Origin of the sequence: Arenimonas sp. (assembly GCF_035312645.1) — a bacterium.
Classification (GTDB): Bacteria; Pseudomonadota; Gammaproteobacteria; order Xanthomonadales; family Xanthomonadaceae; genus Arenimonas.
Window position 1 is genome coordinate 1 of sequence record NZ_DATGBO010000066.1, and the last position, 21,482, is coordinate 21,482.

Below are 21,482 nucleotides of genomic sequence, written 5' to 3' on the forward strand. Positions count from 1 at the left end.
GTTACGACGAAGTCGGCTTCCGCCTCGTCCGCGAAATTCCCGCCAGCGAACTCACCAAACCGTAGCCCGCGCTGCGCGCACGTACCCGACATCGCTCGCCGCGTGCGCTTACCGCGCGCGGCGCGCACGCAATCCAATCCAGCGCCGGCATCCGTCGCCGCCTGCGCGCAGCGCAGGCTACACTCCGCCAATGCGCAAACTCCAATCGTTCTTCCTCACCGGCCTGCTCACGTTGCTACCGATCTGGCTGGTCTGGATCGTGTTCAAGTTCGTGTTCGGGCTGCTCTCCGATGTCAGTCGGCCGGTGATCGCACCGCTCGTCGCGCGCATCGTCGCCACCGATCCGCGCATGCTCGACTGGCTCACCGCCGCCTGGGTGCAAACAGCGATCGCGCTGATCGTCACCATCGCCTTCATCGTCGTCGTCGGCGCGCTGGCGCGGCGTGCGGTCGGGCAGAAACTGCTGTCCTGGTCCGAGGCGCTGATCGCCCGCGTGCCGCTGGCAAAGACCGTCTACGGAAGCGCGCGGCAATTGCTCGACATGCTGCAGACCAAACCGGACGGCACCCAGCGCGTGGTGCTGATCGATTTCCCGAACAGGGACATGAAATCCGTCGGCTTCGTCACACGCATCCTGCATGACGAAAACACCGGCCAGGAACTCGCCGCGGTGTACGTGCCGACCACGCCGAACCCGACCTCGGGCTACCTGGAAGTCGTACCGGTGGAGCGCTTGACGCCAACCGACTGGACCGTCGATCAGGCCATGACCTTCATCATTTCCGGCGGTGCCGTCAGCCCCGACCGCATTCCCTTCCACCGGCCACCCGTCAACGCATGATCGTCTTCTCGCGCGCGCAAAAACTTTTCGTGGTGCTGGCGGCGTTCTTCGTCGCCAACGCGATCCTCGCCGAGTTCATCGGCGTCAAGATTTTCGCGCTCGAGGACACGCTCGGACTCAAGCCGTTCGAATGGAACCTGTTCGGGCAGACCGGCTCGCTCAACTTCACCGCCGGCACCCTGCTGTGGCCGATCGTGTTCATCATGACCGACACGATCAACGAGTATTACGGCCAGCGTGGCGTGCGCTTCATCAGCTGGCTGGCGGTGTTCCTGATCCTGTACGGCTTCGGATTCGCGTTCGCGGCGATCCACCTCGCGCCGGCGAGCTGGTGGGTCGGCGTCGCCCAGAATCAGGGCGTGCCCGACTACCAGGCGGCATTCGCTGCCGTGTTCGGCCAAGGCCTGTGGACGATCTGGGGCTCGGTGATCGCTTTCCTGATCGGCCAGCTGATCGACGTCTGGATATTCCATCGCATCCGCCGCAGCACCGGCGAACGCTGGGTCTGGTTGCGCGCGACCGGCTCGACCGCGATCTCGCAACTGGTCGACAGTTTCGTCGTGCTCTACATCGCCTTCGTGCTCGGCCCGCAGCACTGGTCGATGGATCTGTTCTTCGCGGTCGGCACGCTCAACTACCTCTACAAGATGGGCGCGGCGCTCGCGCTGATTCCCTTGCTGTACCTGGCGCGCTCGGCCATCCACGCTTACCTGGGCCATGCCGAGGCGCAGCGGATGATGCACGCAGCGGCGGCAGGGTAAGCTCCACGCAGCCGCACCGGCACTGACCTTTGGCACGTGCGCTCGGGGCGCCCGGCCCGGCCCAATCCCGGGTTGCCACGCAACGCCCCCTGCCAGGAAGTCATGCGATGTCGGGAGCCCTACGCAAGCAGATCACCTCCAGCAGCCGGCTGATGATTTATGCCGCGGTGCAGTTCGTCGCGCTGACCTTGCTGGCGATGTGGCTTTATCCGGGCGGCGCGGTGTTCGACCGGACCAGCGATCACTACCTGTTCTTTGGCAATTTCTTCAGCGACCTCGGCGCCACGCATACGCCCTCCGGACGCAGCAATTTCTTTTCGCTGGCATTGTTCGTATTCGCGCTTGGCTGCAGCGGGCTGGCGCTGATGAATTTCTCCTCGAGCTGGAAAGCGATCTACGCGCGCCGCCGCCAGGCGCGACGCGCCGGACATTTCTCGCAAACCTTTCTCGTGCTCAGCGGCCTGTGTTTCATCGGCATCGCGGCCACGCCCTGGGATCACCTGCTCGCCCTGCACAACCTGTTCGTCAAGGGCGCGTTCGCATTGCTGCTCGGCTATCTCGCCTGCCTGCTGCAGCTGCAGGGCAAGAACTACTGGCCGCGCCGCTACATCGTCTGCAACGTGCTCTACCTGATCGTGCTCGCTGCCTACGTGTTGCTGCTGTTCTTCGGCCCCACGCTCGCCACCGCGCACGGCCTCGGCCTGCAGGTGGTCGCGCAGAAAATCATCGTCTACGCCTCGATGTTCAACATCGGCGTGCAGGCACTCGGTATCCGCGGCCACCTCACGGGTCTGTGAGCAACGCCATTCAAACTGCTTTCTTGTCACGGAGTCTGTCCATGCGCCAGTCCATCCTGCCCCTGCTGCTCAGCGCCGCGTTCGCGCTGCCGGCATTTGCCGCCGCGCCGGCCTCACCTGGTGTTCCCGGCGCCGACCAGGTCGTCGTCAAAACCTTGAGCAACGGCCTGAAAATCGTGGTCTGGCCCGATCACGACATCCCCAATGTCGCGCTGTACAACTTCTACAAGGTCGGCAGCCGCAACGAACACGCCGGCATCACCGGCATCTCGCATTTCTTCGAACACATGATGTTCAATGGCACCAGCACGCGCAAACCCGGCGAATTCGACCGCGTGATGGAAGCCAACGGCGGCGCCAACAACGCCAGCACCAGCAACGACCTCACCATTTATTCGGACTGGTTTCCGCGCAGCGCGCAGGCGGTGATCTTCGATCTCGAAGGCGACCGCATGGCCAACCTCAGCTTCGACCCGAAAGTGGTCGAGAGCGAACGTGGTGTGGTGTATTCGGAGCGGCGCTCGTCGGTGGACAACGACAACATGGGTTCGCTGATCGAACAGATCGACGCCACCGCCTTCGTCGCCCATCCCTACCAGATCCCGACCGTCGGCTGGCCGTCCGACATCGAGGGCTGGAAGGCCGATGACCTCAAGGCTTATTACAAGACTTATTACGCGCCCAACAACGCGGTGATGTTCGTGGTCGGCGATGTCGATCCGAAGGAAGTTTTCGCGCTCGCGGAAAAGAACATGGGCAAGATTCCCGCGCAGCCGGCCCCGGTTGCGGTCACCACGAAAGAGCCCGAGCAGCACGGCGAGCGCCGTGTCGAACTGCGTCGCGAGGCGCAGGCGCCGCTGCTGGTGTTCGCGCACCACGCGATGAGCGGCGGCGATGCCGATGCCCCGGCGATGGAATTGCTGATGTCGATTCTCACTGGCGGCGATTCCTCGCGACTGCATCAGGATCTGGTCGAACAGCAGCAGCTGGCTGTCGACGTCGACAGCCAGTTCAGCGGCGGCTTCGATCCCAGCCTCGCCTACCTGTTCGTCGTGCTGCCGCCCGGCGGCGATCTCGCCAAGACCGAGAAAGCGCTCGACGCCGCGCTCGCCTCCGTCATCAAGGACGGCGTCACGCCGGCCGAACTCGAGCGCGCGCGCACGCAGAAGCTCGCCGGTTTCTGGCGCGGCATGGCGACGATTTCCGGCAAGGCGCGGGCGATGGGCAACTACGAGATGTTCAACGGCGACTACCGCAAGTTGTTCGACGCGCCGGCCGCCTACGCCCGCGTCACCCCCGCCGACATCCAGCGCATCGCCGCCAAGGTTTTCCGTCGCGACAACCGCACCGTTGGCACCGTCGCGCAATCCGCGGCCAAGTGAAGGAATTGATCCCATGAAAACCGCATTCTCCCGTTTCGTCTTCGCCGCCGCGCTGGTCGCATTGCCCTTGTTCGCCAACGCACAAGGCATCGCCTTGCCGGCTTACGAGCAGGTCACGCTCGCCAACGGCACGCAATTGCTGCTGATGGAAAAACACGACGTGCCGCTGATCGCGCTCAACGCGCGCCTGCGTGGCGGCGCGCTGGCCGATGCCAACGGCAAGGAAGGCAGCGCCGCGTTGCTCGCCGCGCTGATGCAAAAAGGCGCCGGCAAGCGCGACGCGAAAACCTTTGCCGAAACCGTCGACGGCGCCGGCGGCCGTCTCGACATCGCCAGCGACGTGGAATCGTTGCAGCTCAACGCCGAGTTCATGTCGCGCGACGCGCAGTTGATGATCGACCTCAGCGCCGATGCCCTGCTGCGACCGACGCTGGCCCCCGCGGAATTCGCCAAAGTGAAAGATCACGCGATCCAGTCGATCGCCGCTGCCAAGGACAGCGATCCGCGGCAATTGCTGCGTATCTACGGCAATGCTTGGCTTTTTCGCGGCACGCCTTACGGTCGTCCCCGCGACGGCGATGAAACCAGCCTCGCGACGGTGACGCTGGACGATCTGCACGCGTATCGCAACCAGCTCGGCGGCGATCGCCTGATCGTCGCCGTGGTCGGCGATTTCCACATCGCCGACATGAAGAAAGCGTTGACCGCGGCGTTCGGCGGCTGGGAGAAAGCCAAGGGCACCTTGCCGACCGTGGCGGCGAAAAAACCCGAGCAAGGCCGGCGCGTGCTGCTGGTCGACAAGCCCGGCGCGACCCAGAGTTATTTCTGGCTCGGCAACGTCGGCGTCGATCGTCGCGACCCCGAGCTTGCCGCGCAGACCTTGGCCAACACGGTGTTTGGTGGCCGCTTCACTTCCATGATCAACACCGAGCTGCGCATCAAGTCCGGCCTGAGCTATGGCGCGGGTTCGTCGTTGTCGCGTTTCGATGCGCCCGGCGCCGCTGCGATCACCTCGTTCACGCGCACCGAAGACACTGGCAAAGCCCTCGACCTCGCGCTCGCGACGCTGGATCGCCTGCACAAGGACGGCATCGCAGCGGACATGCGCGAATCGGCAAAAAACTATGTGCTGGGGCAGTTCCCGCCGACGCTGGAAACCGCGCCTGCGCTCGCCGGCAAGATCGCCGAACTCGCTTTCTATGGCCTCGATCGCAAGGACGTCGACGGCTTCGCCGACCGCATCAAGGCCGCGACGCCGGAACAATTCACCAAGGCGATCGCCGTGTATCCGGAAACCGCGGACCTCGCCATCGTGATCATTGGTGACGCCGGCAAGCTGCGCGAAACCGCGAAGAAGTACGGCCCGGTCACCGAGCTCAAGATCACCGATCCGCATTTCGTGCCCTGACCCGGGCGCAAACGACACAGGGAAAAAGCCGGGCCAGCCCGGCTTTTTTTCGCCTGCCGATCAGACCTCGCGCTGCATTTCCGGCGTGGCCAGGCTGACGTCGGCAGCGAACTGCGCGCGCAGGGCAACGGCAAGTTTTCCCCGCGCATCGTCCTCGCCATGCACCAGCACCACCGGCGGGCGCCCGCCGATCTCGCCGTACCAGGCCAGCAGGCCGGCCTGGTCGGTATGCGCCGACAAGCCACCGACGGTGTGGCGTCGCGCGCGCACCGCGACATCCTCCCCGAAGATGCGCACGCGCTCGGCGCCATCGACCAGGCGCCGCCCCAGCGTTCCATTCGCCTGGTAGCCAACGAAGATGATGTGGTTACGTTTGTTGCCCAGACCATGGCGCAGGTGGTGCCGGATGCGGCCGCCGTTGCACATGCCCGAGCCGGCGATGATGATCGCGCCGCCGTGGATGCGGTTGATCGCCTGCGACTGCGCCACGTCGCTGGTGAAGTGCAGGTTGGGCAACCGGAACGGATGCGGCCGCCCCTGCCAGACGCGGCGTGCCTGCTCGTCGAACAATTCCTCGTGGCGGTCGTAGACCTCGACCACCTTCGCCGCCATCGGGCTGTCGAGGAATATCTGCCAGTGCCCGAGCTGCCATTCGTCGTAATGCAACGCGAACTGGTAGAGCAATTCCTGGCTGCGCCCGACCGCGAACGCGGGGATCAACACGTTGCCGCCATCGCGCCGGGCCTGCGCGAGGATGTCGCCGAGTTCGGCGATCGTCTCGGCACGGTCGCGATGCAGGCGTCCACCGTAAGTCGATTCCAGCAACACCAGGTCGGCGGCGGGGACCGGCTCGGGATCGCGCAGGATCGGCGTGCCTTTCGGCCCCAGGTCGCCGGAAAAAACCAGGCGTCGCGTGACGCCGTTCTCCTCGCCCCGGATCTCGACGCTGGCCGAGCCGAGGATGTGCCCAGCATCGCGCAGGATCACGCTGATCCCGGGCAGGATGCTCGTCGCCTCGTCGTAGGGCAGCTTGCGCACCTGTTTGAGCACCTGCGCGACGTCCTTGCGGGTGAACAAGGGCACGTGGTCGTCGCGGCCTTCGCGGCGATGCCGGTTGTCGCGCTCGGCGTCCATTTCCGCCAGCGACGCCGCGTCTTCCAGCATCACGCGCAACAGGTCGGCGGTCGCTGCCTGCGCATGGATCGGGCCACGGAAGCCGCGCTGCACCAGTAGCGGCAGGCGGCCGCAATGGTCGATATGCGCATGGCTCAGCACCACGGCATCGATGGCTGCGGCATCGAACGCAAACACATTCCAGTTGCGCGCCTCGTCGGCGTCGCTGCCCTGGATCATGCCGCAGTCGAGCAGGATGCGCTGCGCGCCGACGACGACTTCGTGGCAGGAGCCGGTGACTTCACCAGCGGCGCCGTGGAAGAGAACTCGCATGGGCAGGGCCTCGCGCGGGGATCGAGACCCGAGCATAGCGCGGGCGCCACGAAGACGCGCCGGCCACGGAAATGCCGGGTTTCCCCGGCATTTCCGCAAACGACTGACTATCGCGAACTAGTTCTTGACGCGCAGTTCCTGCAACAACCGCGGTGCCGGATAGACCTTATCCATGATCCAGGTCATGTAGCGCGCATCGAGCGAGATCATGCGGGTCATCTTCGCGTCGAACACCCAGTTCGAGCTCACGCTTTCCCAGTTCATGTCGAAGGCGAGACCGACCAACTCACCTTTGGCATTCATCACCGGCGAGCCGGAATTGCCGCCGGTGATGTCGAGGTTGGACAGAAAATCCACCGGCAGCGTGCCGAGCTTGGCGTCGGCATATTTGCCGTAGTTCTTCGCCTTCACTGCATCGAGCAAGGCCTGCGGCGCATTGAATGGATCGGCGCCGGTGGCCTTGGCTGCCATGTCTTCGGCGGTGGAGAACGGCGTGTAGTCGACACCGGCGCGCGGGCTGTAGCCGATCACGTTGCCGTAGGTGATGCGCAGCGTCGAGTTGGCGTCGGGATAAACACCCTGACCCTTGCTGCGCTTGTAGTCCTGCACGGCGGCGAGATAGACCGGACGATAGCGCGAACTTTCACCGGCGCGCGCCTTGCCTTCGTCCTCAAGCTTCATCATCGTCGGCGTCAACGCGACCGCGAGCTGGATCATCGGATCGCCACTCGCTTCGAACGCGGCCTTGTCGGCCTTGAGCCAGGCCAGGCGTTGATCGACATCGCCCATCTTCGAACCAGCATAGAGTTTGTCCAGCGCGCGATCGACCGCCGCCAAATCGTTGCCGCCCAGCCATTGCTCGACCGCCGGCACGCGTTTGTCCGCCGACAACTTGAGATACTCGCCCAGCCAGTACGCCAGCAACTGTCTTTCCATGCTTGGCTCGTAGCGCTGCTGTAGTTCGCGCAGGCCGCCTTCGATGCGTGGCAGGTCGCGATCCTGATAGCCGGGCGCGCGCTCGGCGTTCGGCTTGGCGCGTTCGATCGAAAGACGGTACAGGCCGCGCGCCGAACCCAGCGTGCCCATATTCGCGAACTGTCCAAGCACGAGATCGCGCTCACGCATCGCACGCGTCTGCGCCAGCAGGTCGACCAGCTTGTCGTGCGCGACCAGCGCCGGCTTGCCAGCATCGCCGCGCGAACGCAGCCAGGCCAGCGTCGCGTCTTCCTCGGCGCGCTTGCCTTCGGCGGCGTGGATGCGCGCGAAACCGGCGAGTTGGCCGTCGTAATTCTTCAACGTGTTTTCCCAGCCCTTGACCGTGCTCGCGTACTTGATCGCGATATCCGCATTGTCCTTGCCGGCCGCATGCACGAGCGCGCTGGTGTCCTTGAAATGCTGGCTGACGGTCGGATACGCCCAGCCCGCCGTGCTGTCGAATTCATCGGCGAGCGCGTAGCGATTGGTGCTGCCCGGATAACCGGCGACCATGACGAAATCGCCGGGACGCAGCGGCGAACTTGCCATCGGCAGAAAGTGTTTCGGCTGGTACGGCACGTTGTCGGGCGAGAACGCCGCCGGTTTTCCATCCTTGCCCACGTAGGCGCGGATCAGGCTGAAATCGCCGGTGTGGCGCGGCCACATCCAGTTGTCGACTTCACCGCCGTAATTGCCGATGCTCGCCGGCGGCGCGTAGACCAGGCGCACGTCCTTGATCTCCATCTGCCGGAACAGACGGTACTGCAGGCCACCGGAAAAGCTGTAGACGGTGCAGCGATAACCCGCTGTCGATTCGCAGGCCGCGACGATCGCCTTCTGCGCATTCTCGATCGCTTTCTGGCGCGCGAGGCCGCCCATGTCGTCACCGACGTTGGCGAGCACGTCATGGGTGACGTCGCTGATCTGGTCCATCACGTAGACGCGGGCGTTCGGGCCGCCGGTGAGCTCATCGGACAGCTGCGCGGCATTGAAGCCATCGCGGATCAGATTTCGCGTCGGCGAGGAATTGAGCTGGATCGAGCCGTAGGCGCAGTGGTGGTTGGTCGCGATCAAGCCCTGCGGGGAAACGAAGGACGCCGTGCAGCCATTGATCGCGACGACTGCGCCCATGGGCTGGCCGGTCAGGTCGGCGAGTTGTTTAGCATCGAGCTTCAGGCCCGCCTGCTTCAGCGGCCCGGCGATTTCCGGCAGTTGCTGCGGCACCCACATGCCTTCATTGGCTTGCGCGGCAAAGGACAGGGACAGGGCGACAGCGGTGAACAGGGCAAGACGGCGCATGGGCGGACTCCGGAAAGGCAACAACGGACTATCTCCCACCTTACCCCGTTAAGACCGTGCCAAAAGTTGGCTAGACTGTCGCCAATCACGGGAGAAACCCATGCGAAAGCTCAGCCCCCTGGCCCTGGCCATCGCCGCCCTGCTCTCGACCCCGGCGCAGGCGCAGACGCCGGCCGTCGCCCTGGCCACGCGCTGGCGCACGATCTGCGCGACAGCGATCAACAACACCGTGCTGTTCCAGCGCTGCGGCGAAACCAACGCATCGCTCGATCCGCAGGCCGATTTCATCGCCGCGACCGGCCAGCGCCTCAATCAGATTCCCGGCCAGGGACGGATCGCGACCCGTGATTTTTCCGGCATGGAATCGGTCAACGCCAGCGACCTCGCCGGCAATCCGGTCAGCCTGGTCTACGGGCAACGCGCCGACGGCAGCCTGGGCCTGAATGCGACCGACAATCTCGCCGCGCAGTGGTCGCTGTTCTTCTCCGCCGATGTCGGGCGCCTCAAGCGCGACGAAGGCCTCAACGAAGCCGGCTTCGATGCCGACACGCATTCCTTCACCGCCGGTGCGAACTGGCAGCCATCGGCGAAATGGCTGCTCGGGCTTGCGCTCAATCACACCGTCGAAAGCCTGGCGTTCAATGGCGACTCCGGCAGCGCCGACACGCGCTACACCGGCCTGATCGCTACGATCAGCCACCCCTACGCCGACACCTGGAGTCTGGACGGTTACGCCGGTTTCCTGCGCGGCCGCTACGACCTGGTGCGCGACATCGACTACAGCCTGATGCTGCCCTCGGGGCCGCTGGCGATCAGTGGCCGCGCGCTGGCCAATCCTGATGCGACGCGCAGCGTGCAGGGCGTGTCGACCACCGGCACCTGGTCGAAGAACGGCTGGGATCGCATCCTCGATTTCGGCGTCGACGCCAGCCGCACGAGCATCGATCCCTACAGCGAATCCGGCGGCGCCGGCCTCGCGCTGAGCGTGCCGGGGCGTTCGGTGCAGACACGACGCGCGCGCGTCGATTTCACTCTCGACAAGACCATTTCGCGCGAATGGGGCATCTGGCAGCCATCGCTGCGTGTCGGCTGGCGTCAGGAATTCAGCAACGCGCGGCGCGCCGTCACCGTGCGCCTGATCGAAGATCCGCGCCAGAACCCGATCACCTTCGATACCGAAGACCCCGACAAGGGCTGGGGCGAAATCGCGCTCGGCAGCGTATTCACCTTCACCCATGGCAAATCCGGCTTCATCGAATTCCGACAGCGCTTCGCCCACGCCTATCTGCATGAACAGGTGTTGTCGCTGGGTTTCCGGATCGAGCTGTAGACCGTCACATCCGCATCCGCGGCACGCGTTGCGCGGGCACCGCGTCCGCGCCGCCTTTCTCTTCGTCATCCGTCACGCGAGCCCTGCCCGGCCCATGAAGTTCATTTTCGATCCGCGACGCCTGGACGACATCGCCACCCGCGAGAGCGAGCGCTACCAGATGGCCGCGCCGTTTCCGCACATCGTCATCGACGATTTCATCGAAGAAAAAGCCGCGCAGGCGATCCTGGAAAATTTCCCGCGAGCGGAAGACGATGCCGGCTGGGATCGCTATGCCGCAGCCGGTTTCGAGATGAAACTGTCCTCATCCAACGAAGAGAAACTGCCCGCGCCGATCTGCATGGCGATGCACCAGCTAAACAGCGGGCCGTTTGTGGATTTTCTGGAAAAACTCACCGGCATCGAGCACCTGCTGCCGGATCCGCATCTGTTCGGCGGCGGCGCGCATCTGGTAGGACGCGGCGGTCACCTGGGCGTGCATGCCGATTTCAACTGGCATCCGCGCCTGCATGCGCATCGCCGCATCAACCTGCTGCTGTACTTCAATCGCGACTGGCAGGACGCGTGGCAGGGCGACCTGGAGCTCTGGGCCACCGATGCCTCGCATCGCGTCGCCAGCATCGCGCCGTTGTTCAACCGCGCGGTGATCTTCAACACCCGCAGCGATACTTTCCACGGCCACCCGCGGCCACTGGAAATCCCCGAAGGCGAGTATCGGCGCTCGCTCGCGATGTACTACTACAGCGCCGAGCGTCCGGAAGCGGAACTGATGGCGCCGCACAACACGCGCTACAAGGGTTACCACGTCGACTGAGCCGGTCTGGGCCGGACAAGCGGCAACACGGCGCTGCGCGCTGCCTTCATGTATCGGAAACGGACCCGCCGACGTCGGAGCGCCGCAGCGCATCCGACATCGGCAGTGCCGTGAATCAATCGTGCGGCAGGCCCATTTCCGTCAGCAGGCGCTCGGCGTGGTCGACTTCGTCCATCACCCAGCGCGTGTAACGGAAATCGACGTGGATCGAACGCGTGAGGTCGGGATTGAAGATCCAGTCGGCGCTCAGGCTCTCGTAGTTGCCGTCGAACAACAGGCCGACCAGTTCGCCCTTGGCATTGAGCGTGGGCGATCCAGAGTTGCCGCCGGTGGTGTCGACGTCGCTGAGGAAATTCACCGGCACGTCGCCGGGCGCGTCCGCGGTCGCCGCCATGCGGTATTGCGCACCGGCTTTCGCGGCGATCGCGTCCTGCTCGGACTTCGGCGTGATGAACGGGTCGACGCCCGTGGTCTTGGCGGTGATGCCGGCGAGCGTGGTGAAAGGCGTCATCTGCTCGCCATCCTTTGGCGAATAACCGCGGACGCTGCCGTAGGTGATGCGCAGCGAGCTGTTCGCGTCCGGATACACCGGCAGGCCCTGCGCGGCATTGAAGTCGATCATCGCCTGCATGTACTGCGGACGCAGCGCCGAGACGCGGCCACTGCGCGCCTTGCTTTCGAGTTCGCTGCGCATCAGCGCCGGCATCATCTTCACTGCGAGCTGCAGCGCCGGGTCCTTCGACGCCTCGATCGCAGCGCGGTCGGCCTTGAGCCATTTCAGGCGCGCGTCGACACTGCCGAGTTCGGAACCGGCATACAGCGCGGCGAGTTTTCCGTCGAGGTCGGCCACGGCGTTGTCACCGGCTTTCAGGCCCAACCAGGCATCGAGCTCGGGCACGCGCTGCGCGACCGGCAATGCCGCGTAGCGCTTCAGGCGCAGCGCCATCAGCGACTGGTCGACCTTGGCGTCGTAGCGCTTGTCGAGCGCGCGCAGGCCGCCTTCGAGGCGCGGCGCATCGCGATCCTGGAATCCGGATTCGCGCTCGGCATCGGGCTTCGCGTGTTCGATTGCATTGCGATACAGACGTATCGCCGTGCCAGTGAGACCGCCGCCGACCGATGTGTTGAACCACATGTCGCGCTCACGCGTGGTGCGCGTCGCGGCGAGTTCGCTTTCCAGTTGCGTGATCGCCTGCGTCTGCTCGGCCCCGACCGCACCGCGCTTGACCAGCCAGTTCTTGAGCGCGGTTTCCTGGCCGCGTTTCATCCCGACTGGGTCGTGCATCTGCGCGAAGCCATCGAGTTGGCCCTGGTAAAGCTTCATGGCGTTGTTGAGGCCGGCAACGGTCGACGCGTATTTCAATTCGACGGCCTTGTTGCCCTTGCCGGCGTTGTCGAGGATGGCGAGATAGTCGGCGAGGTATTTCACCGTCGTCGGATACTGCCAGTCGATCGCGTTCTGCACTTCATCGGCGAGACGATAACGGCTGGTGGAGCCGGGATAACCGGTCACCATCACGTAGTCGCCGGCCTTGACGCCGTCGCTGGCGACCTTGAGCCAGCTCTTGGGCTGATACGGCACGTTGTCCTTGGAAAATGCCGCGGGCTTGCCGTCCTTGCCGACGTACGCACGCAGGAACGACCAGTCGCCGGTGTGGCGCGGCCATTCGAAATTGTCGACGTCGCCACCGAACTTGCCGATCGCTTCCGGCGGTGCGTAGACCAGGCGCACGTCCTTGATTTCCATCTGCCGGATCAGCGAGAACTGCAGGCCACCATTGAAGTTGTAGACCTCGCAGCGATAGCCACCGTCTTTTTCGCATTCGGCAACCAGCGCCTTGCTGTGCTTGTCGATCGCGTCGAAACGCGCCTTGCCGTCCATGCCCTTGCTCAAACCGTCGTTGACCTTGGCGGTGACGTCGGTGATCGCTTCGGTGACGTAGATGCGTGCGTTCGGTTCGGCCGGCAATTCCTCGGCGAAACTTTTCGCGACAAAACCATTGGTGAGCAGATCGCGCTCGGGCGTGGAGTTGTACTGGATCGCGCCGTAGCCGCAGTGATGATTGGTCACCACCAGGCCCTGCGGCGAAACGAAACTCGCAGTGCAGCCACCGAGGCTGATCACCGCGTTGAGCGGCTGCCGGGTGAGGTCGGTGAGGTCGGCAGGATCCATCTTCAGGCCGCGCGCCTTGAGCTGTTTGGACAGCTGTCCCATCTGCTGCGGCTGCCACATGCCTTCATCGGCATGGGCGAGGGTCGCGACGAAGGCGGTGGTAACGAGGGTAAGCAGGCGAAGGCGCAAGGTGGTTCTCCCTGGGTGCGGACAAACCCCGACCTTAGCCAGAACTCTCGCGGCCGGGCAAATGCCGGTGGTCATTGCCGGCGCCGCTACGGCCTGCAGCGACACGACCATCGCCCACCGGCCTTATAATTGCCGCCCCGCCTCCGCTCCCGCCGCAAGGAAATCCCATGGCAGCGATGATGAAAGCCCTGGTCAAGCGCAAGCCCGAGAAAGGCATCTGGATGGAGCAGGTGCCGGTGCCGACGCCCGGCCCGAACGAGGTGCTGATCAAGCTGGAAAAAACCGCGATCTGCGGCACTGACCTGCACATCTACAAATGGGACGAGTGGAGCCAGCGCACGATCAAGCCCGGTCTGGTCATTGGCCACGAGTTCGTCGGCCGCATCGTCGAACTCGGCACTGGCGTCACCGGTTACCAGGTCGGCGACCGCGTTTCCGCTGAAGGCCACATCGTCTGCGGCCATTGCCGCAACTGCCGCGCCGGTCGCCAGCATCTGTGCCCGAATACGATCGGCATCGGCGTCACCCGCCACGGTGCGTTCGCCGAATACATCGCCATGCCGGCCTCGAACCTGTGGCCGATTCCCGACCAGATCCCGTCGGAGCTCGCCGCGTTCTTCGACCCCTACGGCAACGCCGCGCATTGCGCACTGGAATTCGACGTGATCGGCGAGGACGTGCTGATCACCGGCGCCGGCCCGATCGGCATCATCGCCGCCGGCATCTGCAAACACGTCGGCGCGCGCAACGTCGTGGTCACCGACGTCAACGACTACCGCCTGAAACTCGCCGCCGACATGGGCGCGACGCGCGTGGTCAACGTCTCCAAGCAATCGGTGAAGGAAGTGATGGCCGACCTGCACATGGAAGGCTTCGATGTCGGCCTGGAAATGAGCGGCAACCCGGCTGCGTTCAACGACATGCTCGACTGCATGTACCACGGCGGCAAGGTCGCGCTGCTCGGCATCCTGCCGAAAGGCGCGGGCATCGACTGGGACAAGGTGATCTTCAAGGGCCTCACGCTGCAGGGCATCTACGGCCGGCGAATGTACGAGACCTGGTACAAGATGACGCAGATGGTGCTGACCGGTTTCCCGCTGCAGAAAGTGCTCACGCACCAGGTGCACATCGATGATTTCCAGAAAGGTTTCGACCTGATGGATGCCGGCACCTGCGGCAAGGTTGTGTGTAGCTGGTCGTAACAAGGCGCGCCAACGCGACGCAACAGCGTCGCGTGCGCCGAGCGGAAGGCCCCAGGAATACCGGCGTACTCATCGCCACGAAGACGCCTGTATTCACCGCGTAAAAATTTCATCGCCAACAATAAAGAACGGGGCGCCGAAGCGCCCCGTTTTTCATTGCGATGAGCGCCGGAATCAGCCGCCGATCTTGAAGCTCAGCACCACCGTGTCGGACAGGCGTGGGCCGCTGGCGTCAGTGTCGTAATAGTTGAGCGCCGCTTCCACCGGACCAAACTTGCGGCTGACGCCGAGATTCCAGTCGGTGTAGGTGTCGGTGTTGTCGATATCGGTATAGCCGATGCTCGCATTCAACTTGACCTCATTGCCGACGTCCCAGTTGCCGCCGACCGAGTAGTACAGGCCGCGGTCGCTGGTATTGGCGTAATCGTTGGTATAGCCGAGGGTGAAGGTCAGCATGTCGTGGTATTTGACCTTGCCGATCAGCTCGTTGTAATCGATGTCGCCATACAAGCTCTTGCGCGAACCGAAATAGTTGTAGCGCGTGAGCATGACATCGACGTTCCAATCGTCGCTGACATCATGGTTCCAGCCGATGTAGGTATCGATCTCGAGATCGGGACCGTTGCGATCGGCGAAGTCGATGTTCGAACCCCAGGTGCCGGCATAAACGCCGGATTTTCCGAAGGCGTAATCGAAGCCGCCCTGCAGCGCGGGATCGCGATTGCTCTGGGAAACGCCACGGAACACATAGTCGGATGTGGCGCTGAGATTCCAGGTGAGGTTGGATTCGGTCGCCGCTTCGTCATCGGCCTTGGCCGGGGCTTCGCTCTGCGGGGCGTCGGCCTGCGTCGAATCATCCTGGGTAGCGGGCTGCGGTGCGGTACTGGCGGTCTGGTCCTGCGCCATCGCCGACAGGGGCAGAGCGAACAGCGCGAGCGACAGGGCAAGATTCAACTTGTTCAAATTCATTGGTCTCTCCTAAGGATTGTTCGGCACGGCAGAACAAAAAAACATGATGCGCGGGGACCCAGGGATCCGTCCCGGTGCAGGTCGGGTTTATTAAGCCCGAGTGATGACCCATTGTCGAATCTTTTACATAAAATCATCATAAATTTCGATACGTGCGGGTATGCCGGAATTCCGGCCCTTCCCGCCGCCAACGGCGCGATCGTGGGCAGGAGCGCAGGCATGCCCGATAATCCCCGCCTCGACTTCACAGAGCCCTCCTCCATGACCAGCGCCTCCCGATTCAGCGACGAACTCGACGCCATCCGCGAACAGGGCCTGTTCAAGTCCGAACGCATCATCACCTCGGCGCAGTCGTCGGAGATCGAATTGGCCGACGGCCGCCGCGTGCTCAATTTCTGCGCCAACAATTATCTCGGTCTTGCCGACAACGCCGAAGTCATCCAGGCGGCGAAGGATGCCCTGGACAGCCACGGCTTCGGCATGGCCAGCGTGCGTTTCATCTGCGGCACGCAGGACCTGCACAAACAGCTGGAAAGAAAGATCGCCGAGTTCTTCGGTACCGAAGACAGCATCCTGTATGCGGCCTGCTTCGATGCTAACGGCGGCTTGTTCGAGCCTTTGCTCGGCGAACAGGACGCCATCATCTCGGACGCCCTCAACCACGCCTCGATCATCGACGGCGTGCGCCTGTGCAAGGCCAAACGCTATCGCTACGCCAACAGCGACATGGCCGACCTGGAAGCGCAGCTCAAGCAGGCACGCGCGGATGGCGTGCGCGACATCCTGATCACCAGCGACGGCGTATTTTCGATGGACGGCTTCATCGCGCCGCTCGACGAAATCACCGCGTTGGCAAAAAAATACGGCGCACTGGTGCATATCGACGAATGCCACGCGACTGGCTTCATCGGCGCCAGCGGTCGCGGCTCGGCGGAAGCCAAGGGCGTGCTCGACCGGATCGACATCTTCACCGGCACGCTGGGCAAAGCCTTGGGCGGCGCGCTCGGCGGCTTCACTGCCGGAAAGCGCGAGGTCATCGAATTGCTGCGCCAGCGTTCGCGCCCCTATCTGTTCTCCAATTCGCTGCCGCCGCACGTGGTCGCGGCCGGCATCAAGGTGTTCGACATGCTCGCCACCGCCGACGATCTGCGCGCGAAACTTGCCGACAACACGCGCTACTTCCGTGAGCAGATGACGGCCGCTGGTTTCGACCTCAAGCCCGGCGTGCATCCCATCGTGCCGGTGATGCTGTACGACGCACCGCTGGCGCAGCAGTTCGCGGCCGGCCTGCTGGAAGAAGGCATCTACGCGATCGGCTTCTTCTTCCCGGTTGTACCCAAAGGCCAAGCCCGCATCCGCACGCAGATGAGCGCTGCGCATAGTCGTGAACACCTCGACCGCGCGATCGCCGCGTTCACCAAGGTGGGAAAGAGTCTCGGCGTGATCAAATAGATCGCATGTGCATGTAGGAGCGGCGTAAGCCGCGATGCATTTCCGCAATCGGAAGAAATCGCGGCTCGCACCGCTCCTACAAAAACGTCAGCATCGCGATTTCATCGGCGCTGAGTTCACGCCACTGCCCTTTCGCCAGCTCGCCAAGCGCGAGCGGGCCGATCGCGACGCGGATCAGGCGCAGCACGGAAATATCGAAGGCGGAAAGCAGGCGGCGGATCTGTCGATTGCGGCCTTCGTCGAGCACGATTTCCAGCCAGGCATTCTTCGCGCCGCTGCGCAGCAGCTGCACCGATTTCGCCGACAATATTTCGTCGTCGACATCGACGCCGGCGATCAGCGCCGTCAACAACGCAGCATCGGGAAGGCGATCGATCTGCACGTGATACGTCTTGTCCGGCCCGCGCTCGGGATCGGTGACGCCCGCGGCCCATTGCGGATCGTTGCTCATCAGCAGCAGGCCTTCGCTGGCCTTGTCCAATCTTCCGACCGGCGCGATCCACGGCAGCGCCGCTGATTCGAAACAGCGATAGACGGTATCGCGCCCCTGCTCGTCGCTGGCGCTGGTCACCAGCCCGCGCGGCTTGTTGAGCATCAGCACCAGACGCGGCGCCTTTGCTGCTTCCCGGCCGGCAACGACGATGCGATCCACGCCGATGCGCACGGGGAATTCCGGATCGCGCACGCATCGGCCGTTGACACTCACGCGGCCTTCGCGCACCCACGCCGCTGCCTGCGTGCGCGAGCCCAACCCCTGTTTCGACAGCGCGCGCGCCACGCCATGACGCGGCACCGTTGATTTTCCGGCAGCGGATTTCTTCTGCATCCGTGGAGGATGCCGCAGCGTAAGAGCAATGGCTACCGCCGCGCCGGAAATTCCATTTTTCTTCGCCACGGACCAGGACGCTGCGGAAAGTGCAGCGCGAATGCATGTCTCGGTTCACCCGTCCATCACCGCAATGCAAAGACCATCGCCGCCCATGATCGACACCTCCCCTGACGTCAGACTTCCGCTTTGGCGTCGCATTTTCGTGGCCGTGCTGCGCTGGTTCGACACCGCGCAGGCCATCGGCGTCGCCGAAACCGGCATGGACCGCATCGACTGGCTGCGCGTGCTGCCCTTCATCGCCCTGCATCTGGCCTGCCTCGGCGTGTTCTGGGTGGGCACGTCGTGGTTCGCGGTGGCGACCGCGCTGGCGCTGTATGCCGTGCGCATGTTCGCGATCACCGGTTTCTACCATCGCTATTTCTCGCACCGGGCTTTCCGGACGTCGCGCGCGCTGCAATTTTTCTTCGCAGTCGTCGGCGCCGCAAGCGTGCAGCGCGGACCGCTTTGGTGGGCAGCTCACCATCGCCACCATCATCGTCACGCCGATACCGCGCAGGACATCCATTCACCGCGGCATGGCTTCTGGCGCAGCCACATGGGCTGGTTCCTGACGCCGCGCGGCTTCGCCACGCAGCATGAAGCCGTCAAGGACCTCACCCGTTTTCCGGAACTGCGCCTGCTCGATCGCTTCGACATCCTGGTGCCGGTGCTGCTCGCGGTCTGCCTGTATCTGCTCGGCAGCTGGTTGCAGCGGGTGCACCCGACGCTTGGCACGAGCGGGCCGCAATTGTTGATCTGGGGGTTTTTCGTTTCGACGCTGGTGCTGTTCCATATCACGGTGACCATCAACTCGCTGGCGCATCGCTGGGGCAGTCGGCGTTTTGCGACACGCGACGACAGCCGCAACAATGCACTGCTGGCGCTGCTGACGTTCGGCGAAGGTTGGCACAACAACCACCATCACTTCCCGGGCTCTGCGCGCCAGGGCTTCACCTGGTGGGAAATCGACGTGACGTTCTATGTCCTGCGCCTGATGTCCGCGCTGGGCCTGGTCTGGGATCTGAAATCGGTGCCGGCATCGATGCGGCATGCGCGCCCGCACGTCGCGGGCACGCCATGAAGATCGCGGTGATCGGCAGCGGCATCGCCGGCCTCGGCGCCGCGTGGTTGCTGTCGCGACAGCATCAGGTCGTGCTGTTCGAAAAAGAATCGCGCCTCGGCGGGCACACGCATACGCACAAAGTGGTACAGGCCGGGCGCGAGTACGCGATCGATTCCGGCTTCATCGTGCACAACCCGATGAACTATCCGTTGCTGACGCGGATGTTCGCCGAACTCGGCATCGCTTCGCAGCCGACCACAATGGGTTTTTCGGTGCAGGACGCACGCTCCGGACTGGAATACAATGCGACCACCCTCGATGCGATGTTCTGCCAACGCCGAAACCTGCTCTCGCCGAAATTCCTGCGCATGGTTCGCGAGATCCTGCGCTTCTACCGCGAATGCAGCGCGTTGCTGCACGACACCGACCCCGGCCCCGGCCCCGGCCCGAGTCTTGGTGACTACCTGCAGGCGAACGGTTACTCGCGATTGTTCATCGAGAACCACCTGATTCCGATGGCCTCGGCGCTGTGGTCTTCGCCAGCGACGAAGATCCTGGATTTCCCGGCGAAATATTTGGTCCGCTTCATGGACAACCACCACATGCTGCAGGTCGATCAGCGCCCGGAATGGCGTGTGGTGAGCGGTGGTTCATCGCGTTACATCGAAGCACTGGAACGCGAGTGGACGGTCAACACGCGTTTGGCGACGCCGGTACGATCGGTGCGCCGCGAGCCCGGGCGTGTGCTGATCGACAGCGGCGCGGGCAACGAGGACTTCGACCAGGCCGTGTTCGCCTGCCACAGCGACCAGGCGCTGGCGCTGCTCACCGATGCCAGCGACGACGAGCGCGAAATACTCGGCGCAATCACCTACCAGGACAACGAAACGGTGCTGCACACCGACGCGCGCATCCTGCCGAAACGGCGCAAGGCCTGGGCGGCATGGAATGCCTACATTCCAGCAACGCCGGGCGGCGAGTGCACGGTGAGCTACTGCATGAACCTGCTGCAGTCGATCGCCTCGCCGGAACCTTTCGTGGTCACGCTCAATCGTACGGCCGACATCGCCGCCGACAAGATCATCGCGACGATGCGCTACCGGCATCCGGTCTACACGCATGCCAGCGTCGCGGCACAAGGCCGGCGCGAGCGCATCAATGGCGTCAAGCGCAGCTGGTTCGCCGGTGCGTACTGGGGTTTCGGATTTCATGAAGACGGCCTGCGCAGCGGCGTCGACGTGGCGCACGCGCTGGGCGTGAGCTGGTGAACGCTGTGAATACACCCGCTGCGTTCAAGAGCGCCATCTACGAAGGCTGGGTGCGGCATCGCCGTTATCATCCGAAGGCGCACGCTTTCCGTTACCGGATGTTCCAGCTCTATCTGGACCTGTCAGAGCTGGATGCGATTTTTTCGCGGCGCTGGTTCTGGTCCTTCGATCGCCGCAACCTTGCACAGGTCCGCCGTCGCGATTATTTCGGCGACCCTGCGCTGAGCATCGATGCCGCCGTGCGCGATCGCGTCGAGAGCGAATCAGGGCGACGTCCGACCGGACCGATACGCCTGCTCACCCATGGTCGTTATTTCGGCGTGACCATGAACCCGGTGAGTTTCTACTACGGCTTTGCCGACGACGGGCAGACGCTGGAATGGATTCTCGCCGAGATCACCAACACGCCCTGGGGCGAACGCCACGCGTATTTTCTTCCCGCAGAAAAGGCGATCCGGCTCGGACGCAGCCTGCATTGGCAATTTGACAAGCAGTTCCATGTCTCGCCGTTCCTGCCGATGCAGCGGCAATACCAGTGGGCGTTTGAGATCCCCGGCGAACAGTTGCGCGTGCACATGGATGTGCTCGCCGGCGACACCCGCGAATTCGATGCCACCCTCGTCCTGGATCGACATGATCTCGATGCAAACACATTGGCTTCATGTCTGGCGCGTTATCCCTTGCTCACCGCAAAGATCGCCATCGGTATTTATTGGCAGGCGGCCCGGCTTTGGTTCAAGCGCATTCCATTCCAACCGCACCCGAAAACCATCGCCCCGCCCCGGAGTCATCGATGAGCAGCCCTGCCGACACCCTGATCCGAGACACCGGCAGCGACGCCGGCTACGGAAGCCTCGATCGATTCCTGCGCAAACAATTGCTGGCGCGTCTGGCGAACTTGCGCGGCGGCGAGCTGCGCGTGGTTGATGCGCTCGGCGACGTCCGCATCGGGCGCGCCAACGCGCCGGATGCGCTCAACGTCACGCTGCATGTCCGCGATGCCGGCTTCTATCGCGCTGCGACCGGCAACGGTTCGGTCGGCGCAGGCGAGTCCTATATGGACGGACTGTGGCATTGCGACGATCTCGTCGGTCTGGTGCGGCTGCTGGTGCGCAACCGCGACCTGCTCGACGGCATGGAAAGCGGGCTCGCACGCCTGGGCGGACTGGCGATGAAAGCCTTGCATGCGTTCCGGCGCAATACCCGCGATGGCAGCCGCAAGAACATCGCTGCGCACTACGACATCGGCAACGATCTGTTCAAACTTTTCCTCGACGACAACCTGATGTACTCCTCGGCGATCTT

The 21,482-nt window shown here is 63.8% G+C and carries 17 protein-coding genes and 1 pseudogene; 13 read left to right on the forward strand and 5 right to left on the reverse strand.

Going from position 1 to position 21,482, the window contains the following annotated elements; genetic code table 11:
- Positions 1-190: 190 nt before the first annotated feature.
- From VKM35_RS06245 to VKM35_RS06265, 5 genes are all read left to right on the forward strand, one after another.
- Positions 191-841 (forward strand): DUF502 domain-containing protein, encoded by a 651-nt coding sequence (locus tag VKM35_RS06245; RefSeq protein ID WP_324319486.1) that lies wholly within the window; start codon positions 191-193, stop codon positions 839-841.
- Positions 838-1,602 carry a queuosine precursor transporter gene (locus VKM35_RS06250; protein ID WP_324319489.1) on the forward strand — a complete coding sequence of 255 codons (765 nt, stop codon included), beginning with the start codon at positions 838-840 and terminating at the stop codon, positions 1,600-1,602. The genes VKM35_RS06245 and VKM35_RS06250 overlap by 4 nt, the downstream gene beginning before the upstream one ends.
- A 107-nt stretch (positions 1,603-1,709) precedes the next feature.
- On the forward strand, positions 1,710-2,399 hold the full coding sequence (locus VKM35_RS06255; RefSeq protein ID WP_324319491.1) for a hypothetical protein: 690 nt from the start codon (positions 1,710-1,712) through the stop codon (positions 2,397-2,399).
- Positions 2,400-2,440: 41 nt separating this feature from the next.
- The gene (locus VKM35_RS06260) at positions 2,441-3,781 is read left to right on the forward strand and encodes a pitrilysin family protein (protein WP_324319493.1); all 1,341 of its coding nucleotides are present in this window, start codon (positions 2,441-2,443) and stop codon (positions 3,779-3,781) included.
- A gap of 13 nt (positions 3,782-3,794) precedes the next feature.
- Positions 3,795-5,189, forward strand: coding sequence for a pitrilysin family protein (locus VKM35_RS06265; RefSeq protein ID WP_324319495.1), 1,395 nt, complete (start codon positions 3,795-3,797; stop codon positions 5,187-5,189).
- Between the two features lie 60 nt (positions 5,190-5,249).
- Here the strand turns inward: VKM35_RS06265 and VKM35_RS06270 are convergent, their stop codons facing one another.
- Both VKM35_RS06270 and VKM35_RS06275 read right to left on the reverse strand, forming a co-directional pair.
- Complete coding sequence (locus tag VKM35_RS06270; RefSeq protein ID WP_324319497.1) at positions 5,250-6,635, reverse strand: MBL fold metallo-hydrolase; 1,386 nt, start codon at positions 6,633-6,635, stop codon at positions 5,250-5,252.
- Positions 6,636-6,752: 117 nt separating this feature from the next.
- Positions 6,753-8,840, reverse strand: coding sequence for a S46 family peptidase (locus VKM35_RS06275; RefSeq protein ID WP_324319517.1), 2,088 nt, complete (start codon positions 8,838-8,840; stop codon positions 6,753-6,755).
- 169 nt (positions 8,841-9,009) lie between these two features.
- On the opposite strand from VKM35_RS06275, the gene VKM35_RS06280 reads away from it, so the two are divergent.
- Positions 9,010-10,239 carry an autotransporter outer membrane beta-barrel domain-containing protein gene (locus VKM35_RS06280; RefSeq protein WP_324319499.1) on the forward strand — a complete coding sequence of 410 codons (1,230 nt, stop codon included), beginning with the start codon at positions 9,010-9,012 and terminating at the stop codon, positions 10,237-10,239.
- A 94-nt stretch (positions 10,240-10,333) separates the two neighbouring features.
- Positions 10,334-11,053 (forward strand): 2OG-Fe(II) oxygenase, encoded by a 720-nt coding sequence (locus tag VKM35_RS06285; RefSeq protein WP_324319501.1) that lies wholly within the window; start codon positions 10,334-10,336, stop codon positions 11,051-11,053.
- Positions 11,054-11,168: 115 nt separating this feature from the next.
- On the opposite strand, the gene VKM35_RS06290 is transcribed toward VKM35_RS06285, so the two are convergent.
- On the reverse strand, positions 11,169-13,355 hold the full coding sequence (locus VKM35_RS06290) for a S46 family peptidase (protein ID WP_324319503.1): 2,187 nt from the start codon (positions 13,353-13,355) through the stop codon (positions 11,169-11,171).
- Positions 13,356-13,522: 167 nt separating this feature from the next.
- Here VKM35_RS06290 and tdh point away from each other — a divergent pair, with 167 nt between their 5' ends.
- Complete coding sequence (gene tdh, locus VKM35_RS06295) at positions 13,523-14,557, forward strand: L-threonine 3-dehydrogenase (protein WP_324319505.1); 1,035 nt, start codon at positions 13,523-13,525, stop codon at positions 14,555-14,557.
- 174 nt (positions 14,558-14,731) lie between these two features.
- Here the strand turns inward: tdh and VKM35_RS06300 are convergent, their stop codons facing one another.
- Positions 14,732-15,526: a TorF family putative porin gene (locus VKM35_RS06300; RefSeq protein ID WP_324319507.1), complete on the reverse strand. Its 795-nt coding sequence runs from the start codon at positions 15,524-15,526 to the stop codon at positions 14,732-14,734.
- A 261-nt stretch (positions 15,527-15,787) separates the two neighbouring features.
- Between VKM35_RS06300 and kbl the strand changes: the two genes are divergently transcribed.
- The gene (kbl, locus tag VKM35_RS06305) at positions 15,788-16,978 is read left to right on the forward strand and encodes a glycine C-acetyltransferase (protein ID WP_414636577.1); all 1,191 of its coding nucleotides are present in this window, start codon (positions 15,788-15,790) and stop codon (positions 16,976-16,978) included.
- Between the two features lie 76 nt (positions 16,979-17,054).
- Here kbl and VKM35_RS06310 read toward each other — a convergent pair whose 3' ends face one another.
- Complete coding sequence (locus VKM35_RS06310) at positions 17,055-17,804, reverse strand: pseudouridine synthase (protein WP_324319511.1); 750 nt, start codon at positions 17,802-17,804, stop codon at positions 17,055-17,057.
- A gap of 262 nt (positions 17,805-18,066) precedes the next feature.
- Between VKM35_RS06310 and VKM35_RS06315 the strand changes: the two genes are divergently transcribed.
- The 4 genes and pseudogenes from VKM35_RS06315 to VKM35_RS06330 all read left to right on the forward strand — a co-directional run.
- On the forward strand, positions 18,067-18,927 hold the full coding sequence (locus VKM35_RS06315; protein ID WP_324319519.1) for an acyl-CoA desaturase: 861 nt from the start codon (positions 18,067-18,069) through the stop codon (positions 18,925-18,927).
- Complete coding sequence (locus tag VKM35_RS06320) at positions 18,924-20,177, forward strand: NAD(P)/FAD-dependent oxidoreductase (protein ID WP_324319513.1); 1,254 nt, start codon at positions 18,924-18,926, stop codon at positions 20,175-20,177. Before VKM35_RS06315 ends, VKM35_RS06320 begins: the two co-directional genes overlap by 4 nt.
- On the forward strand, positions 20,174-20,974 hold the full coding sequence (locus VKM35_RS06325; RefSeq protein ID WP_324319515.1) for a DUF1365 domain-containing protein: 801 nt from the start codon (positions 20,174-20,176) through the stop codon (positions 20,972-20,974). Before VKM35_RS06320 ends, VKM35_RS06325 begins: the two co-directional genes overlap by 4 nt.
- Positions 20,971-21,482, forward strand: a pseudogene (locus VKM35_RS06330) (SAM-dependent methyltransferase); the annotation flags it as partial. The gene VKM35_RS06325 and the pseudogene VKM35_RS06330, both read left to right, overlap by 4 nt.